Source organism: Sphingobacterium sp. SGL-16 (assembly GCF_011043515.1).
In the GTDB taxonomy this organism is placed as follows: domain Bacteria; phylum Bacteroidota; class Bacteroidia; order Sphingobacteriales; family Sphingobacteriaceae; genus Sphingobacterium; species Sphingobacterium litopenaei.
On the sequence record NZ_JAAKGQ010000026.1, the window covers coordinates 1 to 20,983 of the forward strand.

At 35.5% G+C, this 20,983-nt stretch carries 15 protein-coding genes; 7 read left to right on the forward strand and 8 right to left on the reverse strand.

Annotated elements, in window-relative coordinates:
* Positions 1–2 precede the first annotated feature (2 nt).
* The 7 genes from G5B32_RS09980 to polA all read right to left on the reverse strand — a co-directional run bounded on the left by G5B32_RS09980 (position 3) and on the right by polA (position 8,628).
* A complete protein-coding gene (locus G5B32_RS09980; protein ID WP_165291400.1) occupies positions 3–1,013 on the reverse strand; it encodes an inorganic phosphate transporter in 1,011 nt (336 codons plus the stop codon).
* Positions 1,014–1,048: 35 nt separating this feature from the next.
* Positions 1,049–1,696, reverse strand: a complete 648-nt coding sequence (locus G5B32_RS09985) for a DUF47 domain-containing protein (protein ID WP_165291401.1) — start codon at positions 1,694–1,696, stop codon at positions 1,049–1,051.
* A 64-nt stretch (positions 1,697–1,760) separates the two neighbouring features.
* Positions 1,761–2,798: a sensor histidine kinase gene (locus G5B32_RS09990; protein ID WP_165291402.1), complete on the reverse strand. Its 1,038-nt coding sequence runs from the start codon at positions 2,796–2,798 to the stop codon at positions 1,761–1,763.
* Between the two features lie 53 nt (positions 2,799–2,851).
* Positions 2,852–3,505: a phosphatidylserine decarboxylase family protein gene (locus tag G5B32_RS09995; RefSeq protein ID WP_165291403.1), complete on the reverse strand. Its 654-nt coding sequence runs from the start codon at positions 3,503–3,505 to the stop codon at positions 2,852–2,854.
* A gap of 47 nt (positions 3,506–3,552) precedes the next feature.
* Positions 3,553–4,668, reverse strand: a complete 1,116-nt coding sequence (locus tag G5B32_RS10000) for a toxin-antitoxin system YwqK family antitoxin (protein ID WP_165291404.1) — start codon at positions 4,666–4,668, stop codon at positions 3,553–3,555.
* Positions 4,669–4,696: 28 nt separating this feature from the next.
* Positions 4,697–5,797: a toxin-antitoxin system YwqK family antitoxin gene (locus G5B32_RS10005; protein WP_206366870.1), complete on the reverse strand. Its 1,101-nt coding sequence runs from the start codon at positions 5,795–5,797 to the stop codon at positions 4,697–4,699.
* Between the two features lie 32 nt (positions 5,798–5,829).
* On the reverse strand, positions 5,830–8,628 hold the full coding sequence (gene polA / locus G5B32_RS10010; protein ID WP_165291406.1) for a DNA polymerase I: 2,799 nt from the start codon (positions 8,626–8,628) through the stop codon (positions 5,830–5,832).
* A gap of 118 nt (positions 8,629–8,746) precedes the next feature.
* Here polA and rsgA point away from each other — a divergent pair, with 118 nt between their 5' ends.
* The 5 genes from rsgA to G5B32_RS10035 all read left to right on the forward strand — a co-directional run bounded on the left by rsgA (position 8,747) and on the right by G5B32_RS10035 (position 16,620).
* Complete coding sequence (gene rsgA / locus G5B32_RS10015) at positions 8,747–9,667, forward strand: ribosome small subunit-dependent GTPase A (RefSeq protein ID WP_165291407.1); 921 nt, start codon at positions 8,747–8,749, stop codon at positions 9,665–9,667.
* 71 nt (positions 9,668–9,738) lie between these two features.
* Positions 9,739–11,568 carry a hypothetical protein gene (locus G5B32_RS10020; RefSeq protein ID WP_165291408.1) on the forward strand — a complete coding sequence of 610 codons (1,830 nt, stop codon included), beginning with the start codon at positions 9,739–9,741 and terminating at the stop codon, positions 11,566–11,568.
* 37 nt (positions 11,569–11,605) lie between these two features.
* On the forward strand, positions 11,606–13,393 hold the full coding sequence (locus G5B32_RS10025; RefSeq protein ID WP_206366871.1) for a TrkH family potassium uptake protein: 1,788 nt from the start codon (positions 11,606–11,608) through the stop codon (positions 13,391–13,393).
* Between the two features lie 20 nt (positions 13,394–13,413).
* The gene (locus G5B32_RS10030) at positions 13,414–14,079 is read left to right on the forward strand and encodes a potassium channel family protein (RefSeq protein ID WP_165291409.1); all 666 of its coding nucleotides are present in this window, start codon (positions 13,414–13,416) and stop codon (positions 14,077–14,079) included.
* A 78-nt stretch (positions 14,080–14,157) separates the two neighbouring features.
* Complete coding sequence (locus tag G5B32_RS10035; RefSeq protein ID WP_165291410.1) at positions 14,158–16,620, forward strand: YfhO family protein; 2,463 nt, start codon at positions 14,158–14,160, stop codon at positions 16,618–16,620.
* Between the two features lie 41 nt (positions 16,621–16,661).
* On the opposite strand, the gene G5B32_RS10040 is transcribed toward G5B32_RS10035, so the two are convergent.
* Positions 16,662–17,258, reverse strand: coding sequence for a ribonuclease HII (locus G5B32_RS10040; RefSeq protein WP_165291411.1), 597 nt, complete (start codon positions 17,256–17,258; stop codon positions 16,662–16,664).
* Positions 17,259–17,399: 141 nt separating this feature from the next.
* Here G5B32_RS10040 and G5B32_RS10045 point away from each other — a divergent pair, with 141 nt between their 5' ends.
* Both G5B32_RS10045 and G5B32_RS10050 read left to right on the forward strand, forming a co-directional pair.
* Entirely contained in the window at positions 17,400–18,155 is a 756-nt protein-coding gene (locus G5B32_RS10045; protein WP_165291412.1) for a hypothetical protein, read from the forward strand.
* Between the two features lie 58 nt (positions 18,156–18,213).
* A complete protein-coding gene (locus G5B32_RS10050; RefSeq protein WP_240899047.1) occupies positions 18,214–20,979 on the forward strand; it encodes an outer membrane beta-barrel protein in 2,766 nt (921 codons plus the stop codon).
* The last annotated feature ends 4 nt before the right edge of the window (positions 20,980–20,983 follow it).

Sequence of the window (20,983 nt, forward strand, 5' to 3'; positions counted from 1 at the left end):
TCCTATAATATATAATGTATTATAGCCAAAGTTAATCCTCCTAGAAGGGCACTAACGGGAATAGTCAAAATCCATGCCCATAAAAGGCTGATCGTAACTCCCCATCTAACTGCCGAAACTCTTTTTACAACTCCTACACCAATAATAGATCCCGTGATAGTATGTGTTGTAGAGGCAGGAATACCAAAATGTTCAGTAATCCCTAAAGTAACAGCACCAGCAGTTTCGGCACTTACACCTTCTAATGGCGTTACTTTAGTAATTTTGCTACCCATGGTTTTCACGATTTTCCATCCGCCACTCATTGTACCTAATGCAATTGCAGCATAACAAGATATTGGAATCCATTCTGGCATTTGTTCACCTGATGACGCTGATCCTCCCGCAATCATAGCAACAAAAATTATACCCATTACCTTTTGAGCATCATTTCCACCATGAGCGAAACTTAGACCCGCTGATGAGATTAGTTGAAGAATTTTAAACCATTTTTCAGCCACCCTTGGTCGAGTATTTCTAGCTATGTTAATAATAATTAAGGTAATGATTATCGAAATAGTCATACCGATAACTGGGGCTAACACTATAAAAGATATAATTTTCATAGTTGCACTCACATTAATTGCTTCTATGGGGTTGGCACCAAGAAAGAATGCATATGCCATTCCCGATCCTGCAAAACCACCAATTAACGTGTGGGAAGAACTGGATGGAATACCATAATACCAAGTGAATAGATTCCATGAAATGGCTGCTACCAAGCCAGCAAAAATCACTTCGAGAGTAATATATTCCTCTAATACTGTTTTTGCAATAGTATTGGCAACTTTGTGATCGGTAAAATAAAAGTATGCGGCAAAATTGAATAGAGCAGCCCAAAGTACGGCCATGAAGGGTGTAAGAACTTTGGTAGATACAACAGTAGCAATTGAGTTGGCTGCATCATGAAAACCATTAATGTAATCAAATGCGATTGCCAATACAATGACCACAATTAATAATGTTGATATCATAATATTAATTTAGTAAAGTAGATTAAATAAGCTGATTAGGCATTCTTAACAAGAATACTTTCTAATACATTTGCTACATCTTCACATTTGTCTGTAGCATCTTCCATTGCGGATAGCACTTCTTTGTTTTTAATTAAAGAAATTGCATCAGTTTCGTATTCGAATAAATCCGCAACAGCCTTGTCAAATATATAATCTGCTTTATTTTCTACGCTATTTATACGTACACAAGAGTCTGTAATGTTGCGTATGTTTTTTAAGTCTTTTAATTCATACAAAGCTTTAGCGACATGCTCTGTGGCTTCTAGAATTAAGTCCGTCAATTCAACCATAGGTTCAGTAGGTTTTTCTACTTTGTATAATTGAATGCGATTCGATGCGCCGTGAATAAAGTCCGCGACATCGTCTAATGAGCTTGCTAATGCGTGTATATCTTCTCTATCGAATGGAGTAATAAAATTACGACCTAATTCTAGGTGAATTTGATGTGTTATATTATCGCCCACATGTTCAAGATCTTCTAATCTTTTTGACAACGCTTTTCTTTCTTCAATATTTGTGCTATTCACACATTCTTTTAAAAGCTTAGCCATGTCGATCAAGTTTGCACCTGCTTGTTCGAAAAGAGGGAAAAATTTTTTGTCCTTTGGTACAAAGTACTGGAAAATACTGTTTAGTGACATATAATTATATTTTAGCCAAAAGTATAATGTTAATGTTAAGTTAATGTTAATTCGTAGCAAAAACTTATAAAGCAGATTTTGCTTTTTCGAGAGTGAACCCAAAAGTAGTCCCTATTCCTTCTGTGCTACGTGCATGTACGGTTTGCTGATGGGCCTCAATAATATGTTTTACAATGGAAAGGCCAAGGCCTGATCCACCTATTTCACGGGATCTACTTTTATCTGTTCGGAAGAATCGTTCGAACACCCGTGTCAGGTTCTTTTCTTCAATTCCTTGCCCATTATCAGTAACTTCTATAAGGATTTGGTCCAAAAGGGGGTAGATGTTTATTTTAGTTTTTCCTCCTTCTTTGCCGTATTTGATAGAATTATCTATTAAATTGATTATAACTTGTTGAATACGTTGCCTATCTGCTTTCACAAAAACTGGATGCGTGTTCTTTAAGTCAACAATGATTTCGATATTTTGTTTTTTAGCCTTATCAATTAGGTGATCAACAGTTTCTAATATGAGTTCTACTATGTCAAATTTTTCAATATGAATAGAAATTTGACCCGTTTCAAGCTTAGAAATCTCATCCAAATCATTTATGAGATACGTTAGGCGATCAATATTTTTGGATGCTTTGTTTAAAAAATTGGTTGCCATATCAATATCATCTTCCATCATACCATCTTTAAGTGTCTCAATATAACCTTGAATGGCAAATAACGGAGTCTTAAACTCGTGTGATATGTTAGAAAGAAATTCTCTGCGGAATTTTTCTTGGGCTTTGAGTTGATCTATCTCAGAAGATTTTTGAATGGCCCATTCACGTACTTCTTTTTCAGTGCTCAAAATTGGATCTTCACTCGCGTGCTCTGCCAAAACTACTTTCATGTCTTTGCCGAGCTTCAGGCTTCGAATTAATTTATAAATATTGCTTATTCGATTGTGAATATGATGGTGCAGGATATTGGTAAGTAAAATAAAACTTATGACCATCGACACAAATAAGATCAATAAAGCCTGATGCCATTTCTGTACATAGAAATAGCTTAAACTAGCTAGCGAAAGAGCGATAGCAGCTGAAATGTAAAAAACTAGCAGTCTAAAGTTCATAAAAAAGCTTCATGTTAATGAAGCTAAATTACTTATTTAATGTTAAGATAGTATTAAAAACGAGCAATAACTGTTTTACCACCAACAACCTTTTCCCCGATATTTACAGTTATCTTAGTACCTATTGGCAAAAATACATCTACACGTGAGCCGAATTTTATGAAACCAAATTCTTCTCCCTGTTGTACATTATCTCCTTCTTTTACATACCATACGATTCTACGTGCTAAAGCTCCTGCGATCTGACGAAATAACACCTCAACTTCATTAGGTTTTTTGACTACCACAGTTGTTCTTTCATTTTCAGTGGAAGATTTAGGATGCCAAGCCACTAAAAACTTACCTGGATGATATTTAAAATAAGAGACAATTCCCGAAATTGGATTGCGGTTTACGTGTACGTTGGTAGGAGACATAAAGATTGATACCTGCAATCTTTTATCTTTAAAATATTCCGTTTCTTCTGTCTCTTCTATTACTACAACTTTTCCATCTGCAGGACAGAGGACTGCATTTTCGTCCAATGTGATTAATTTTTTAGGGCTACGAAAAAACTGAACGATGGTGATAAATAAGAATGCTGATAAAAGGTATAGAAACCATTTAACAAATTGATTTGCATCAAAATAATCAGCCGTAGCGTTGATAATAAAAATAAATAGAACAACTAATGCTAAGCTTGTGTATCCTTCTTTATGAAATTTCATTCAATACCTGTTTTGTGCAAATATAAGCAACTGTGTCAAATAATATACTATTGACCTTTTTCTCTTTCTATATTTAAGTATTTTAATATTGCTGTACCCTTTATAATTTGAAAATCTCCGCTTAAAGTGATGTTATCTTTTATCGGCTTCCCTTCTAACATAGAAGGAATAAAATACACTACTGATTCGAACACATCCTGAAGTTTATTTTTTTCACTTCTAGGCCAATCATTCAACTCGGATATGGGCTTTATGGCAGTTGGTGCACCTTTATTTGTAACAGAATATTTGACTTGATAATTAAAACTGGTATCTGGAATCGAAAAACTCTCATCTGCTAGGTAATAATTAAACATTTTGGATAAGAACGTGGTGAATCCACTATACTCATCAAACGTGCAAGGATGTACTACAAAATGTTCAGCTCTGCTAAAAAAATCTGAGGGGACAAGCAAAAAATCATCGTATGGAATAAAATAGTCCACATAATCTGTGTTCCGGCTTATAGATATTCTTTCTCCGTTCTCAAAGATTTCTCTAAATATATTTTCCTCCGTATTTTTTTTAGGGTTTGTGATGAAATTAATATACCAAATTCCGTCAGGTTTGCCGTCGGCCACTTTTCCGTGTCGACGATAAGCAGTAAAGCCATGATCTGTAAACCCTTTAACAGGAAATGTCATTTCATACTGCCCATTTCCATTGGCAACTTTCTGATTGCCATTTTTATCCCAAAAGGATAATATTTTAAAGCCATCTTCTGCCAAGGATAATACAAGTAATGGTTTGCCGTCAGGATAATAATATTTCCATTCCCCTGATTCTTTTCCGTCCACATAATTGGTTTCCCATTTTAATTGGCCATTGAGGTGATAAGCTTTATAAATGCCATGCTTGAGCCCATTTTTATAAGCACCATGTAGTATCAGGCGTCCGCTGGGAAGAAAGTCTTTAAATTCCCCATTAAATTTAAATGATATTGTATCGTATTGAGAAACACGTTCAATAGCTTTAAACTCACAGTCTTTATCCACTAAATAATAATTATCATCATAAAAAAATCTGGTATATCCGTTATTTAAAGATTCCCTATATATTATCTCCTGTGCAAAGGATGTAATAACAAGTAAGAAAAAAGTAAAAAGTAAATAGAGCTTTTTCATGATTATATTTTACTATAAAATCCCCCAGCTATTCTCCGTTTTCTCTTAGAATTTTTAAAGATCCTAGGGTGGCTTTACCATCTCGGATCAAAAAATCACTAATCAAAGTGACTTTATCATCAATGGGCACACCTTGAGAAATAGATGGTATAAAGTATTGAATTTTACTAAATATAGAGATTATATTTTCCTGCACATAATTTGGGACATCATCGGGATAGTTTAAAGTTTCAATTTGAAGTGGAGTACCTTTCGAGTTAATAGTATACTGCACTTTGTATTGTAGAGTCTTACTTAAATTTTCAAACCTTATGGTTCGCAGATGGTGGTTGAATATTCTTGTTATAAAGTGATGAAATCCACTGTATTGGTCGAATGTGCAATTGTGGGGAATAAAAAATTCTGCTCTTGCAAAAATATCTGAAGGAACTATATGAAAATCTTCTAGAGGGATATAATAAGATTGAAGATCTGGATTTAGGACCATGGCAGTCCTCTGGCCTTGCGAAAAGGTTTCTGTAAGCACGGGTAACAATTTCTTTTTTTTGCCCTCAAGATTGAAAGAGGTTGTCCATGTACCGCTAGGTTTACCATTCAAAATCGCTCCCTGAGTATTGTAAGTTGTATAGCCGTGATCTGTAAATCCTATTAATGGAAGGTTTATATCGTATATACCTACTCCATTTTGGATTTTATGTTCGCCTAATGTATTCCAAAAATGTAAAAATTTGAAATCATTATCTTCCAGGGAAATTATTAGCATAGGTTTGCCGTCCGGATAATAATATTTCCAAAGACCAATTTCCGCATTATCTACAAAAGTTGATTCCCATTTGATTTGTCCATTTGGGTGATAGGCTGTGAAGTTTCCATGTTTAAGTCCATCTTTGTAAAAGCCATGGAGAATTAATTTTCCCTTCAAATTGAAATCCTTGAATTCCCCACTAAATTTTTGTGTTATAGTGTCAAATTGTGCTACTCGTTCAATGGCTTTGAATTCGCAGTATTTGTCTACTAAATAATAATTATCATCATAAAAAAATCGTGTATATTCTTTGTTTACAGGCTCACTAAACTGCATTTCTTGTGCTGGCACAAAAAAGGTAATTAAGCAAAGTATAAGTGACACACACAATTTTTTAAACATGGTATGGAATAAAATTAGTGAGCTTCAAGCCAATTTGTGCCTTCACCAATTTCTACTTCAATAGGTACGCGCATTGGGATAGCCGATTTCATTCTTTCTAATATAATATTTTTAAATGAATCTATTTCGTGTTTTGGGACGTCAAAAACCAACTCATCATGTACTTGCATAATCATTTTGCCTGTAAGACCTTGGGTAGTGATGTCATTTTGAATGTTAATCATCGCTACTTTGATCATGTCGGCTGCGGAGCCTTGTATTGGTGCATTAATAGCATTTCGCTCTGCAAAACCTCTTACCGTCATGTTTGCCGAATTGATGTCACGCAAATAACGACGACGTTTCATGATCGTTTCGACATAACCTTTTTCCTTCGCGAATTCTACGGCTTTTGACATATATTGTTTAATGCCTTGGTATTGATTAAAATACTGATCAATAATATCTGCAGCTTCACGACGTGGAATACCTAAACTTTGAGAAAGACCAAAAGCAGATTGTCCATAAATAATTCCGAAATTGACTGCTTTGGCGTTACGTCGCTGATCTGAAGTCACTTCATCCAAGGAGACACCATAGACTTTTGCGGCTGTTGCTTTGTGGATATCGTGACCTAAAGTAAATGCTTCCAGCATATTTTCATCTTGACTTAACTCCGCCATGATGCGCAATTCGATTTGTGAATAATCGGCAGAAAGTAAGACATGATCTGGAGAACGTGGTATAAATGCCTTGCGTACTTCGCGTCCTTTTTCGGTACGAATAGGGATGTTCTGCAAATTAGGATTTGTTGAACTTAATCGCCCAGTTGCCGCTACAGCCTGATTGTAGGAAGTATGAATTAGACCTGTATTCGGATTAATCAATGTCGGAAGGGCATCTACGTAAGTTGATTTTAGTTTTTGGTATTGGCGGAAATCTAAAATATCTTGAACAATATCCGATTTGTGCGCTAAGGCTAACAGGACATCTTCACCAGTTTTGTATTGACCAGTTTTAGTCTTCTTAGCTTTTGGGTCGAGCAGAAGTTTGTCGAATAATACTTCTCCTAGTTGTTTTGGGGAGGCAATATTAAATTTTACTCCTGCTTTTTCGTAAATGTTATTTTCTAATGCTGAGATATCTTTTTCCAAAGATTCCGAAAAAGCTTTGAGCGTATCCACATCGATTTTCACTCCATTTTTCTCAATCTCTGCTAAAGTATACACCAGTGGAAATTCTACTTTTTGTGCTAATTCATCCGTTTTGGTTTCGATCAAAAGAGGAGATAAACGTTGGTACAATTGCCATGTAATATCTGCATCCTCTGAAGCGTATTCTTTGATTTTTTCGATTTCGACATCACGCATGTTCCCTTGGTTTTTACCTTTGCCTCCGATCAACTCGGTGATGGAAACAGGTGTGTAACCTAAATAAGTTTCTGCGAGGATATCCATGCCGTGGCGTGTATCTGGATCAATCAGGTAATGCGCAAGCATGGTGTCAAAAATCTCGCCTTGAACTTTTATTCCATATTTTGCCAATAAAAGAATGTCGTATTTTAAGTTTTGACCTACTTTTTTGATCTTAGGATTTTCTAGAATAGGTTTTAAAATATCAACTATAATTTGAGCTTGTACTGAATCTGCAGGTGTGGGTACATAATAAGCTTTTCCTTCTTCATAAGAAAAAGATAAACCAACAATCTCCGCAGTCAATGCATCCAAGCCAGTGGATTCTGTATCGAAACAAAAGATATTTTGTTTTCCTAGGTCCTCTGCTAAAGCTTGAATGGAAGAAGGCTGATCTACTAAAATATATTCGTGTTTTGTATTATGGATGTTGTTTGCCGCTGAAGCAGGTACTTCAGCTTCCTCTTGCAGAATATTTTCTGGTAGTGGATTAGGTGAAGAAAATAAATCCATTTGCGCAGTAGCAGGTTTATTATTGTCTACTACGGTGAAATCCTCACCAAATACGCGTTTGCCTAACGTTCTAAACTCTAATTCAGCAAATAATGGTTCTAAAATTTCTTTATTAGGGTCAATAATTTGAAGTTTTTCTTCTTCTAATTCTACAGGAACGTCTAATAGTATAGTCGCTAATTTTTTAGAAATAAGACCTTGTTCAGCGTATTTAATTACGTTTTCTTGTTGTTTGCCTTTTAATTTATCTGCATTAGCAATTAATCCTTCGACAGACCCAAATTCTTGAACTAATTTTTTTGCTGTTTTTTCACCAATGCCTGGGATCCCAGGGATATTATCTACAGCATCACCCCATAATCCAAGAATATCTATCACCTGCGATACATCGGTGATCTCCCATTTTTCTAAAATTTCGGGTACGCCAAGTACTTCAGCCCCATTGCCCATGCGAGCTGGTTTGTATATAAAAATATTATCTGAGACCAATTGGCCGAAATCTTTGTCTGGAGTCATACAATACACCGTGAAACCTTCTTGCTCCGCTTTTTTTGCCAATGTCCCGATAATATCATCGGCTTCATAGCCATCTTTGGTAATCAATGGAATGTTAAAACCTTCGATCAGTTTGAACACATAAGGAATGGATTTTGCCAAATCTTCAGGCATTTCCTGACGATGCGCTTTGTATGCTTCGAATTCAATATGGCGATTAGTAGGTGCTGCGGTATCAAATACCACGGCAAGATGCGTAGGTTTTTGATTTCTCAACACATCCAATAATGTATTTGTAAAGCCTAAAATTGCACCTGTATTCAGCCCATATGAAGTCAAACGAGGCACTTTGCTCAGCGCAAAGTAAGCTCTATAAATTAGAGCCATTCCGTCTAGTAGAAATAGTTTTTTCACCTAATATATTTTTATGTGTTCTTACAAAGGTAATAAAATCAATAAGGGTGATATTAACAAATTTTTGCCACTTTTGTAAGATGATCGTACAAATCAAGGTAATAGCGCAATATACAGCATGAGAGGACTAGTTATTAAATCTACTGGTAGTTGGTATCAGGTGCAGGATGAACAAGGAAAGCAGTATGATTGCCGTATTAAAGGGAAATTTAGAACGAAAGGCATCAAGACGACGAATCCAATTGCGGTAGGAGACTGGGTGAATATTGAGTTGGAAATGGATCAAGATACGGCTGTTATTACGGATTTGGAACCTAGAAAGAATTACATTATTCGTAAATCAGTTAACCTTTCTAAGCAAACCCAAATTATTGGGGCTAATCTGGATCAGGCCATTCTAGTGGTTACATTGGCGTCTCCTCCGACATCTTTAGGATTTATTGATCGTTTTTTGGTGACAGCAGAAGCTTATGATATTCCTGCAATTTTGGTTTTTAACAAATTAGATTTGTTTAGCGATGAAGGATTAGAAATCCTAGCGGAATATAAGTCTATATACGAAAATATTGGCTACACTTGTTATGAAGTCTCTGCAGCTAAAGGAATTAATATTGATCAGATTATTAATCTTTTGAAAGATAAAGTAACCTTAGTTTCAGGTCATTCAGGCGTAGGGAAATCAACTTTGATTAATAGTATAGTGCCGAATGCATCATTGAAAACGGGTAATATTTCCGATTGGTCCGATAAAGGAAAGCACACCACAACTTTTGCCGAAATGATTGATTTACCTTTCGGGGGAAAATTAATCGATACGCCAGGTATTCGAGAGCTAGGGATCGTCGATATAGAAAAGAAAGAACTTTCGCATTTCTTCCCTGAAATGCGTGCGTTTTTGAATAAATGCAGATTCAATAATTGTGTGCACATAAATGAACCTGGATGTGTAGTTTTAGAAGCTGTTGAAGAAGGTGCAATTGAACCTTCACGTTACGAAAGCTACATCAGTATGTACAATAACGACGACAACCGAAGCTAAACAGCTAGAGCAACGAAACAAAATGCTTTGAATATTGTTTTTATTTTTAATCAATATTCAAAGCATTTTTTATGAGGCCAGTTTGGAAATGGGTTATTGGGGTAATCGTCACTATCATTGTTGTCCTTGTGTCTGTAATCTGGTATTACAGCCGTAATTGGAAGCCAATCGTAGAAACAAAACTTAAAGAAATAGTCCAAAATTCTACCAATGGTCTTTATTCTCTTCATTATAACGATTTGGATTTAAATATAGGTTTGGGAAATGCAACACTCTATAATGCTGAATTGATTCCTGATTCTGCTATTTATCAGCAGCTCATTCGGACCAAAGAAGCTCCAAATAATCGTTTTCATATTAAGCTAAGTAAGCTGAAAATCCGTCGTTTCAATTTGATGGATGTACTTTCGAATAAAAAACTCAACATTAAGTCTATTTCTTTTGAAGATCCTAGCATTCATTTAATGAGTGAGTATCACGAGTTCAATGATACTGTACGTACAGAGCCCAAAAAGACCTTGTACGAAAGTGTAAAAGAAGTATTTACCTCTATTAATGTACGAGAAATCGATATTGATAATGTAAAATTCAAGTATACTAAGTATGAGGAAGGCAACATGAGCAATTTTAATTTTGAAAAAGTGAAAATTAAAGTTCATGATGTCTTGATTGATGAAACGTCGCTGCGTGACACTTCAAGATTGTACTATACGAAGATGGTGGATGTGGAAATTCCCAATTTTGAGTATGATCTGCCTGATGGATTTTATCGAGCTAAATTTAAAGGGTTAAAAATTAATACGCGCGATCAGAACCTCTTAATGACTGGCGTTGATTTTAGGCCAAAAATGAGTAAGGCTAATTTCTACAAGCATAAAAAGCAAAATGTAACAATGGCCGAACTCAAATTTGACACGTTGCGCGTGGAACGTTTGAATTTTCAAGCTTTAATTGATTATCAGCAGACTATAGCTTGGAAAGTACAGTTGAAAAATGGTTCGGTGGATCTGCACGCTGACAAGCGTTATCCTAAATATCCTATCATTAAAATTGGTCAATCTCCGCACCAAAAATTGTTGAAACTCAAAAAACTCTTGCGCTTAGATACGGTGGTGGTTGATAACGTATCCTTAGTTTACCATGAGATGAGTGGGAAGTATTTTAGAGAAGGCTCCATTAGTTTTAATGGCGTAAATGGATTGATTACGAATGTGACCAATGACATAACAGCTCTTAAAAAAGATAAATTTATGCGAGCTGATCTACGGGCTAAGATTATGAATTCGGGCAATATACATGCAAAATTTGGGTTTGACATGTTGAGTAAAACAGGCTATCATACTTATAGTGGTACGGTAGGAAGCATGAAAGCTACTGCCTTTAATCGCATATTGACTCCTTTATTGAATGTGGAAATTGCTTCAGGCAATATCAAAAAAGTGGCTTTCAACATGGAAGGTACCGACCATAAAAACTGGGGTGATTTTCGATTTGATTATGATGACCTAAAGATCAGCCTACTAAATAAGAAGAAGGATGAAAATGGCGAACAATCCTCTAAAAAGGTCGTTTCTTTCTTGATTAATGAGCTTTTAATCAATGATAGTAATCCCGATAAAAAAGGTGTCTATACAGTCGCTAAGGTAAATTATACACGTGTGCCTGAGCATACTTTTTTCAAAACCTTATGGCAAAGCTTATTGGACGGGATAAAACAATGTGCGGGTATTAGTGAAGAAAGAGAAGCCCGATTGATGGGAGCTGCTGACACAGGGAAAAAGGTGGTGGAGAAAGGAAAGGATATAGTCGAAGGAGCTAAAGAGGTTGGCAAAAAAACAGGCAATTTTATCAAAGGACTTTTCAAGAAAAAAGATAAATCCGAAGAGGATTCTGAACAGTAAGTGCTTATAAAGCGAAGTATATTACTATGTTTGTAAGATGGAATCCATTGCAAGTTTTCTAAAATTTGTTTTCCGCTATCGCAAAGGTATAGTCGACAAGATCATGTTCTATGTAAGTATGATCTGTGCGCTTACCGTTATTGTCCATGTGGGCTACATTACCAACCCTGATGTGGCTATATATACCAAAAAATCTATTTTTTGCATGTTTTATGGATTATTTCTGCTGGAATTAATCCGTACGGGCTCGTCTATTTATGCAAGTAGACGTATCAATGTTTCGCAATATTCTGGTGTTGTCGTGGTCGCTTGTTTGACTTTCATTATGTTGGCGAGATTAAGCGGATGGAGTTTTTTAGCTTACTTCGCAAGGGAAGAATGGATGTATTTTGGGATTGGAGTTATTTTTCTCTCCGAACTCTCTAAAAGCAGTTTATTTTTCGACAATTTCTACTTCAATCCTACCATATTATTTGTTATCAGTTTTATTGGGTTAATCTTGATAGGCACTTTGCTTTTGATGTTGCCAAGAACGACTTTGCATGCGCCATTGAGTTTTATGGATGCCTTATTTATGGCAACAAGTGCTGTCTGCATTACAGGTCTTACCGTTTCGGATATTTCTACAAATTTTTCTTTATTTGGTCAAAGTGTCATTATGGTGCTTATTCAAGTTGGTGGTTTGGGAATCATGACTTTTACAGGTTTTTTTGGATATTTCTTCTCGGGAGGGTTTTCTTTCAAAAATCAATTAATGTTTGGAGAGATTTTAGGCGAGAATAAATTGAATTCTGTGATTTCCACCTTGTTGACCATTATTTCTATTACTTTACTATTCGAATTCATAGGCGCGGCCTTTATTTTCTTTTCATTGGATTCGGCTCATTTTGACAATGTCGGACAACAGGTTTTCTTTTCTGTTTTTCATTCGATTTCCTCTTTTTGTAATTCGGGATTTACAATTCTTCAGGATGGTATTGGAAACATAAACTATAGATTTAATTATGGCTTTCAAATCGTCTTAGCATTGATTTTTGTTTTAGGGGGAATGGGATTCGGAACAGTTTATAATTTCTATACCTATGTCAAATCCCAATTAAAAGCTTTGTTTAGTGCTATCGTAGAAAAAAGACCCTTTAAACATAAAGCGCAGCAATTTTCATTCAATACTAAATTCATCGTGTTGTGTAATATGATTGTTCTCTTTTTAGCAACGGTATCTTATTACTTGATGGAACAAAAATTTACTTTATCCGAGGATAAAAGCGCAGTGGGGGAATGGGTGACTTCATTTTTTATGGCGAATGCATCGCGCTCTGCAGGATTCAATAGCGTGAATATTAGTTTTGTCAATATTCCTACGCTCATCATGATTACAACGCTAATGTGGATTGGTGTAGCGCCAGGCTCGACAGGTGGCGGTGTAAAAGTAACGACTATAGCTTTAGCTTTTATGAATATTATTGCCTTGGCAAGAGGAAAAGATTCAATCGAAATTTTTAGAAGAAAAATCGCTTCTGAGTCCATCAATAAAGCCTTTGCTATCATTATTCTATCGGTGTTGACCATTACATTTTCCTTTATTTTATTGAATGTAACCGATCCAGATAAGGAAATGATTCCCTTGTTATTTGAGTCTGTCTCAGCTTATACGACTTGTGGATTAAGTATGGGCGTAACACAATCTCTAAGTGCAGCAGGCAAATTCATTATCATTGTCACCATGTTTGTCGGCCGTGTCGGTATGCTTACCTTATTGGTTGCATTTATTAAGAATACTAAAAACAAAAGTTATATTTATCCTACTGAAAAGCTAATGTTTTAGCTTTCAAAATTGATTTTAAGATGAAATATATCGTATTAGGGTTGGGGCATTTTGGTCGTTCATTAGCTATACATTTGACTGAATTAGGTCACGAAGTAATAGCAGCGGACAAAAGCATTCAAATTGTCGAGCAATTAAAAGATAAAATCACACATACTGTGTGTCTGGATACTACTGATCGCGAAGCTGTTAGTTCTTTGCCGTTAAAGGACTGTGATGCGCTTGTGGTGGCAATTGGAGAAGATGAAGGCTCTTCCTTGATGACTACTGCTTTGGTCAAACAACTTGGCGTAAAACGTATAATCGGTCGTGTCGTTTCTGATTTACAACGTACTGTAATGGAAGCCATGCAAATCGACGAGTATATTATGCCTGAAGAAGAGGCTGCCGAACGATTAGCTATGCGTTTGGACAATATAGATATTGTCGATTCATTCAAAGTTTCAGATCGTTATTCTATTATCGAAACTAAAGTTCCAAATAAATATGTCGGTATGACATTGCAGGAAGCAAATCTGACAAACAAATATAAAGTGATCGTGCTGACTACCGTCAAAGTCTCCGATGGCCTGCACAAAGAAGCTTCGGGTATTGCTAAATCGGATACAGTACTACGTGAAAATGACTTGTTAGTTCTTTTCGGAGAATTGTCCGATATTAAAAAGTTGATTGAAAAAGGAAATTAATATAGAACACAGCGTAATTATTAAAATCAATTCTATATTTTTGGACTTTGACATAAAAAAATAACCGCTAAATTATTCATGAAAAATTGGTTTAAGCAAAATTCCTCACACTTAATCGTTATTGCAATATTTTTTGCATTGGTGTTTTTCTACTTTTCGCCAGTATGGCAAGGAAAGGCACTTTCACAACATGACGTAGTGCAAGCTATGGGAAGCCAGAAAGAGCTTTTTGATTTTAAAGCTCAGGATGGAAAAGCTCCACAATGGACAAATTCTATGTTTGGCGGTATGCCAACATTTCAAATCTGGTATCACCATACTTATAATGTTGCCACATACATCAGCAATGGCATTAAAGCTATATTCCCATTACCTGCGGATATTATTTTAATTTATTTACTAGGCGGCTATTTCTTGTTAAGTGTATTGCGTATCAAACCATGGTTAGCTGCTGTAGGAGCGATTGCTATTACCTTTTCATCTTATAATTTCATTTATATCGAAGCGGGACACGTTAATAAAGCCTATGCAATTGCCTATTTAGCTCCGATTATTGGTGCGGTTATCATGTGTTATCGCGGTAATAAGTTTTGGGGTTCGATATTGCTAGCCTTATTCTTGGCATTAGAAATCCGAACCAATCACGTTCAGATGACCTATTACTTGTTTATTGCATTATTAGTATACGTTGGATTTGAATTTTATTACGCAATTCGCGATAAAAAATTGCCAGAATTTGCAAAAAATACGGCTGTTCAGGTAGGAGCTGTGTTAGTCGCTGTTGCTGTTAATGCAACTGTTTTATTCCCAACTTACGAATACAGTAAATTAACTACACGTGGCAAAGCCAATATTTCTAAAACGGAGGATGGCGGCACTACTGGAGGTTTGGATAAAGAATATGCCTACGCTTGGAGCCAAGGAATTGGAGAGAATTTAACTTTTATTATTCCTAATGCGTACGGTGGTAAATCAAATGGCGTATTGGACGAAAAATCTAATTCGTACAAATACTTGACAAGCATAGGTGTCCCAGCAAATCAAGCTTTACCATTTACACAATATTTACCCACATATTGGGGAGAAAAATCATTTACTTCAGGTCCGTGGTACTTTGGAGTAGGCGTTTTTGCTCTGTTTATTTTAGGGTTATTTATTGTAAAGGATAGACTTAAATGGTGGATTCTGGCGGCTACAGTTTTAACTTTACTATTGTCATTTGGTAAGCATTTTACACTAATCTCTGATTTGTTCTTCGATTATTTCCCGATGTACAACAAGTTCAGAGCTGTGGAGTCCATCTTAATTATTCCATCTATTTTAATTCCATTATTAGCGGTTTTAGCAGTTCATGAGCTTATTACACGGAAGGATGAAATCGTAGATTTGGACAAAAAAGTTCTTTACAGTTTTGGTGCTGTAGCTGCGATTTGTTTGATTGTTGCAGTAATGCCAAGTATTTTGGATTTAAAAAATTCAGAACATCAAAATTTCGTAGCAATGCTTGGTCAGCAAACTGGTGATGCAGGTATGGCGAATCAATTGGCGGATGCCTTAGTAAAAGATAGAGCGGATTTGGCTTCAGCTGATGCATGGCGATCGTTCTTTATTGTGGTTCTTGTCTTTGCTCTTGTCTTTGCTTTCATCAAGAAAAAATTATCTTCTACTGCTTTAATTGTAGTAATTGGTGTAGTTACTTTGGTTGATTTATGGACTGTAGATAAGCGTTATTTAAATAATGATACTTTCGTTGATAAGTCTTCGTTAAATAGACCTATTGAAGAGAGAGAAGTAGATCAATTAGTTAAAATTGATAAAGATCCAAGCTACCGTGTGTTGGATTTAACAACTAATCCTTTCTCAGATGCCAAAGCTTCTTATTTCCACAAAAGTTTAGGTGGTTATCACGCAGCTAAGTTGATGCGTTTCCAAGAAATATTAGAGCACCAGTTTAATGGAGCAATTAATGAAGATGTGTTGGATATGTTTAATGTGCGTTATCTGATTACAAAAGATCCTCAGAATAATGTAGATCGTATTCAAAGACGCTCCACAGCAGCTGGTAATGCTTGGTTTGTAGATAAAGTAACTTTTGTAAAAGATAACAATCAGGAGATGCAAGCGATCAATAGCTTTGATCCTTCGAAAGAAGCTTTTGTACACGAAGAATTCAAAAGCAAAATTGATGAGAAGCGTCTTCGCTTAGCGAATAATGCTACAATCAAATTGACTTCGTATCACCCAGACAAAATGGAATATGAATACTCAGCACCGAATGATGTGTTTGCGGTATTCTCAGAAGTATACTACGATAAAGGTTGGAAAGCATATGTTGATGGGGAAGAAGTTCCAATTTTGAGAGCAGATTATATTCTTCGTGCGTTGCAATTACCAGGAGGAAATCACAAAGTAGAATTTGTATTTGATCCTCCAATAGTGAAAGTAAGCAATATTATTTCCTTAATTGGATCGATTGTTCTCGTATTAGGCTTAGCAGCGGGAATATTCTTAACTTATAGAAAGAAACAAAAAACAGCATAAAAATTAAGGGCTTTTCATTCGAAAAGCCCTTAATTTTTATATTAAAATAATGTGAGTTGTGGTTTGCTTACTGTAAATGTTTTACGGTGATGCGGTGTAAAACCTAATTCCAGGACAGTATTTCGATGTTTTACCGTTGGATAGCCTTTATTTGTTGCCCAATCGTAACGTGGAAATTCCTTTCCTAGTTCTGTCATATAATCATCCCGATAAGTCTTTGCTAAAATAGAAGCAGCAGCAATTGAAAGGTATTTGCCATCTCCTTTGATAATGCACTGATGTGCAACATTTGGATAAGGAATGAACCTATTACCATCGATCAATAATAGTTCAGGTCGTATATGCAGGGCATCTAGTGCTAAATGCATTGCTTTGTAAGAAGCATTATGAATATTGATTTTATCAATTTCTTGAGGACTCACAGGTTTGACAGCAAAAGCCAAAGCATCACGTTCAATAATTGGACGAAGTTCCATTCTTTTTTTCTCCGAAAGCTTCTTGGAATCATTTAAGATAGGATTATAATATCCTTTTGGGAATATAACGGCGGCTGCAAAAACAGGTCCTGCCAAACACCCTCTTCCCGCTTCATCGCAACCGGCTTCGATTAAATCTTCTTGAAAATGTGATAGTAACATGCTTAGATAATATGTAACTTCTCTGTGATATGTGAAAAAATTGTATAGGATACAATAAGTTATTCTTTTTTTTGTATCGCATTTTAAACCATCCCTTTTTGATGGTGTCTAAAGCAAATGTAACAATAAGTAGGAAAATTGATGAACAAACTAACTTTTCTTCTGATATGTTTTTTACTGCCAATTATATCATTTGCACAGAAAAACAAAAAAGTCAACTATTCTTTCGCAAGAACTAACGACCTAACCATTGATGCAAATGTAGAAGATTGGGGCGGCAATTTGAACGCAGTAGCCGATGATTTTTGGTCATTTGGGATAACTGAACAAAACAATGAATTGATTGTTGCTATTGTTGTCAAAGATCTTCAGTTACAAAGAGAAGCTTTTCGTGGCGGGCTTTTTGTAGACATCAGTTACGATGAGAAAAAGAAAGATGGAGCGAGGTTAAATTTTCCTTATTGGGATAGAGAGCGTAAACGCGCTATTGCCAACGATGAGGAAATGGATCAAAAAAAATTTGAACAAGAGCTCTTGAATAATGTTAATGGTTATTATTTAACAGGTTTTGGAAGAGTAAGAGATGGAGTTCTAGCATTAGACAATGACTACGGAATACAAGCAAAAGTACAAGTGGACAGTAATAAATGTTTAGTTTATGAGGCGAAGATTCCGTTGGATTTAGTTGGAGTGAAATCGAATCAAATAGCTGTTCATTTGGGAATTAACACGCAATTTGCTATGCTTAAAAAAGCAGCAGAGAATGCAAGAAAGAGAAATAATAATATGTATTCGCCTTATGGTTATGGGATGATGGGGCGACCGATGATGCAAAATACACTTAAAAATCCGTATAAGGGAGATACTGAAATTTGGGTTATTGATACGATAAAATAGAAATAAGTTACACACATTAAATATGAGGTTTTATAGCGCTTTAATAGCTGTATTTTTTATGAGTTTGAGCCTAAGCTCACAGGCTCAGTCCAACAAAATTGTGCAAGGATTGTTGCGTGATTCATTATCAAGAATTGTATCAGGAGCTACTGTTCAATTCATATCTGCGACAGATACGTTAAGTACAAGTTCTTCGGTTGGAGGTATCTACACTTTCAACAATGTGAAAGCAGATAATTTTAAAATCAAAATCGCAAGTTTAGGATTCGAACCATTCGAAAAAGAGTATACTTTCCCTGCGGGAGAATCTCGTATGTTGGTTCCTACTATCCAATTGACACCAGTAGCGAATATGATCGAAGAAGTCGTAGTAGCGGGTGTGGTTACTGTTCAAGTAAAAGGTGATACAGTAGAATATGCAATGAAGGACCTTAAATTAAGAGAAGGATCTGTTGCTGAAGATGCTTTGAAAAAATTGCAAGGTGTTGATGTCGATAAGGACGGTAATGTGACTGCTCAAGGAGAGCAAGTAACACGTGTTCGTATCAACGGTAAAGATTTCTTTGGTGGTGATGTCAAAACAGCTACTCAAAATTTACCTGCGAACATCATTGAAAAAATGCAAATTGTAGACGACTACGGTGATATGGCTAATATCACAGGTAATAAATCAGGAGAGTCTACAAAAGTTTTGAATATCCAAATTGATCCTCAATATAATAAAGGATATATGTCGACAATACGTGTAGGTGGTGGTACTGAAGAACGTTACCAAGCTACAGGTATGTGGATGGGATTACAAGATAAAACACAAGTTTCTGTTTTGGGTAACCTTAATAATATGAACGCACCATTGTTTGACTTTAATTCTATGGGCGGTGGAGCTCGTGGACGTCAAGGTGGAGGCGGAGGTCGTCAAGGCGGAGGAATGTTTGGCGGTTCTGAAGGTATTACGAATGTTGGTTCTATAGGGGTTAATATACGTCATGATTTCTCTGACAAATTGAAAGCTTATGGTTCTTATTCTTTTGGTAGAGACGATAATAATACATTAAGTAATTCTTATACAAACCGTTTAGCAGAAGCTATTGAAGAAGATTCGGATAAAGAAAACAATAGCATTAGAGCAAATCACCGATTTGAAGGTAATTTAGAATGGAATATTACAGATAGAGATTATATTAAAATTTCCCCTCAATTAGGTTTTGGAAATAATAATATTGACAATCTTGATCAAGTAAGACAATTGATTGGTGGAGATTTTAGTAATTATCAAGTAACTAACGAAATTAATGAATCTACTGCTCCTCGTTATAATTTTTCGGGATTATATAATCGTAAGTTGAACGATAAGGGAAGAAACTTATTCTTCAATTTTAACTATGACAATGCTGTAACAGAAACTGAATATAATCGTGAATTGGAACGTTGGTTGACAGATCCTAATAATTTAAATCTTCCAGCTGCGGACGTTTTTGAAAAAACTTATCGTGAAGTAAGCAATAAGAGTTGGAATGCAGGAGCTTCTGTTTCTTATACAGAGCCCTTAACAGAGAAAAGTAAAATCGAATTAACTTACGATTGGAATAATAATGATTATGACAATCATAATAAGCAAGATTTATTAGCTTCTGAAGGAAGTTCTGCATCAGGAATATTGAATTATAATTATGATTACGATTATGCTTTCACCACGCATCGTGTAGGCGCAAGCTATATGTATGATGGAGAGAAATTTAAATATTCGTTGGGTGCTTCACTTCAACCATCTACTTTGAAAGGTGATGCTTTCAATGGGTCGACAACAGAACTAATAAATCGTAAAAACTTAAACTTTATTCCGATTGCTCGTTTTGAATACAAATTCTCAAGACAATCTAATATTACTTTACAATATTCAGGTAGATCTAACGAGCCTTCAGTGACTCAAATATTACCTTTTGAAGTGTCAACAAGTGAAACTTATACAACGATAGGTAATCCTGAGTTGGATCCAGAGTTCAGACACTCTATGAATTTAAGATACCGTTCGGGAGATTTCCAAAAAGGAACAAATTTCTTTGCGATGGTACGAGCTGAGTTAACAAATGATAAGATTGTTTCTTACAACAAGACCACGACACAAGCGGGATTAGGTGCAATTCAAGAAGTAGGATATCAAAACGAATCAGAACCAGTTTATTCTATCAACTCTTTCTATCACTATGGAAAATCATTGAAAGAAAAAACATATAATTTAATGTATGGTGGAGGTATCTCTTATAATAAGGGTATTGTTTATCAAAATTCTGAATTAACGAATTTTGAGTTCAAGAAAAATATTACCGATAATATTGGAATCAATCAAATGCTATTCTTTAGATATAATCCATCTGAGAATTTAGAGATTAATCCTGGGGTACGTTACAACTATACGATTACAAATTCTTCGTTGATTGATTTAAATAATCGTAATACGTCAAAAATTACACCTAACATAATCGGTTCAGTTAATATTACCCCAACTACTATTTTTGGGTTAGATCTTTCAAAAGAGTTTAATAAGGGATATTCTTCAAATGTAAATCCATTTATTATCAACACCTATATTGAACAACGTTTACTAAAAGGTCAACGTGGTACTATTCGTTTACAAGGTTTTGACTTATTAAATGAGCAAACAAATGTAAACCGTACTGTAGGTGAAATCTTGACAGACAGTCGTACAAATCGTTTGGCTAGATACTTTATGTTGACATTTACGTTCAAGTTGCAAAAATTCTCTGGAGTAAATCCTTTCCAACAGGAGCAAGGTCCAGGTGGCATGCGTCGTCCAAGAATGTAATTTG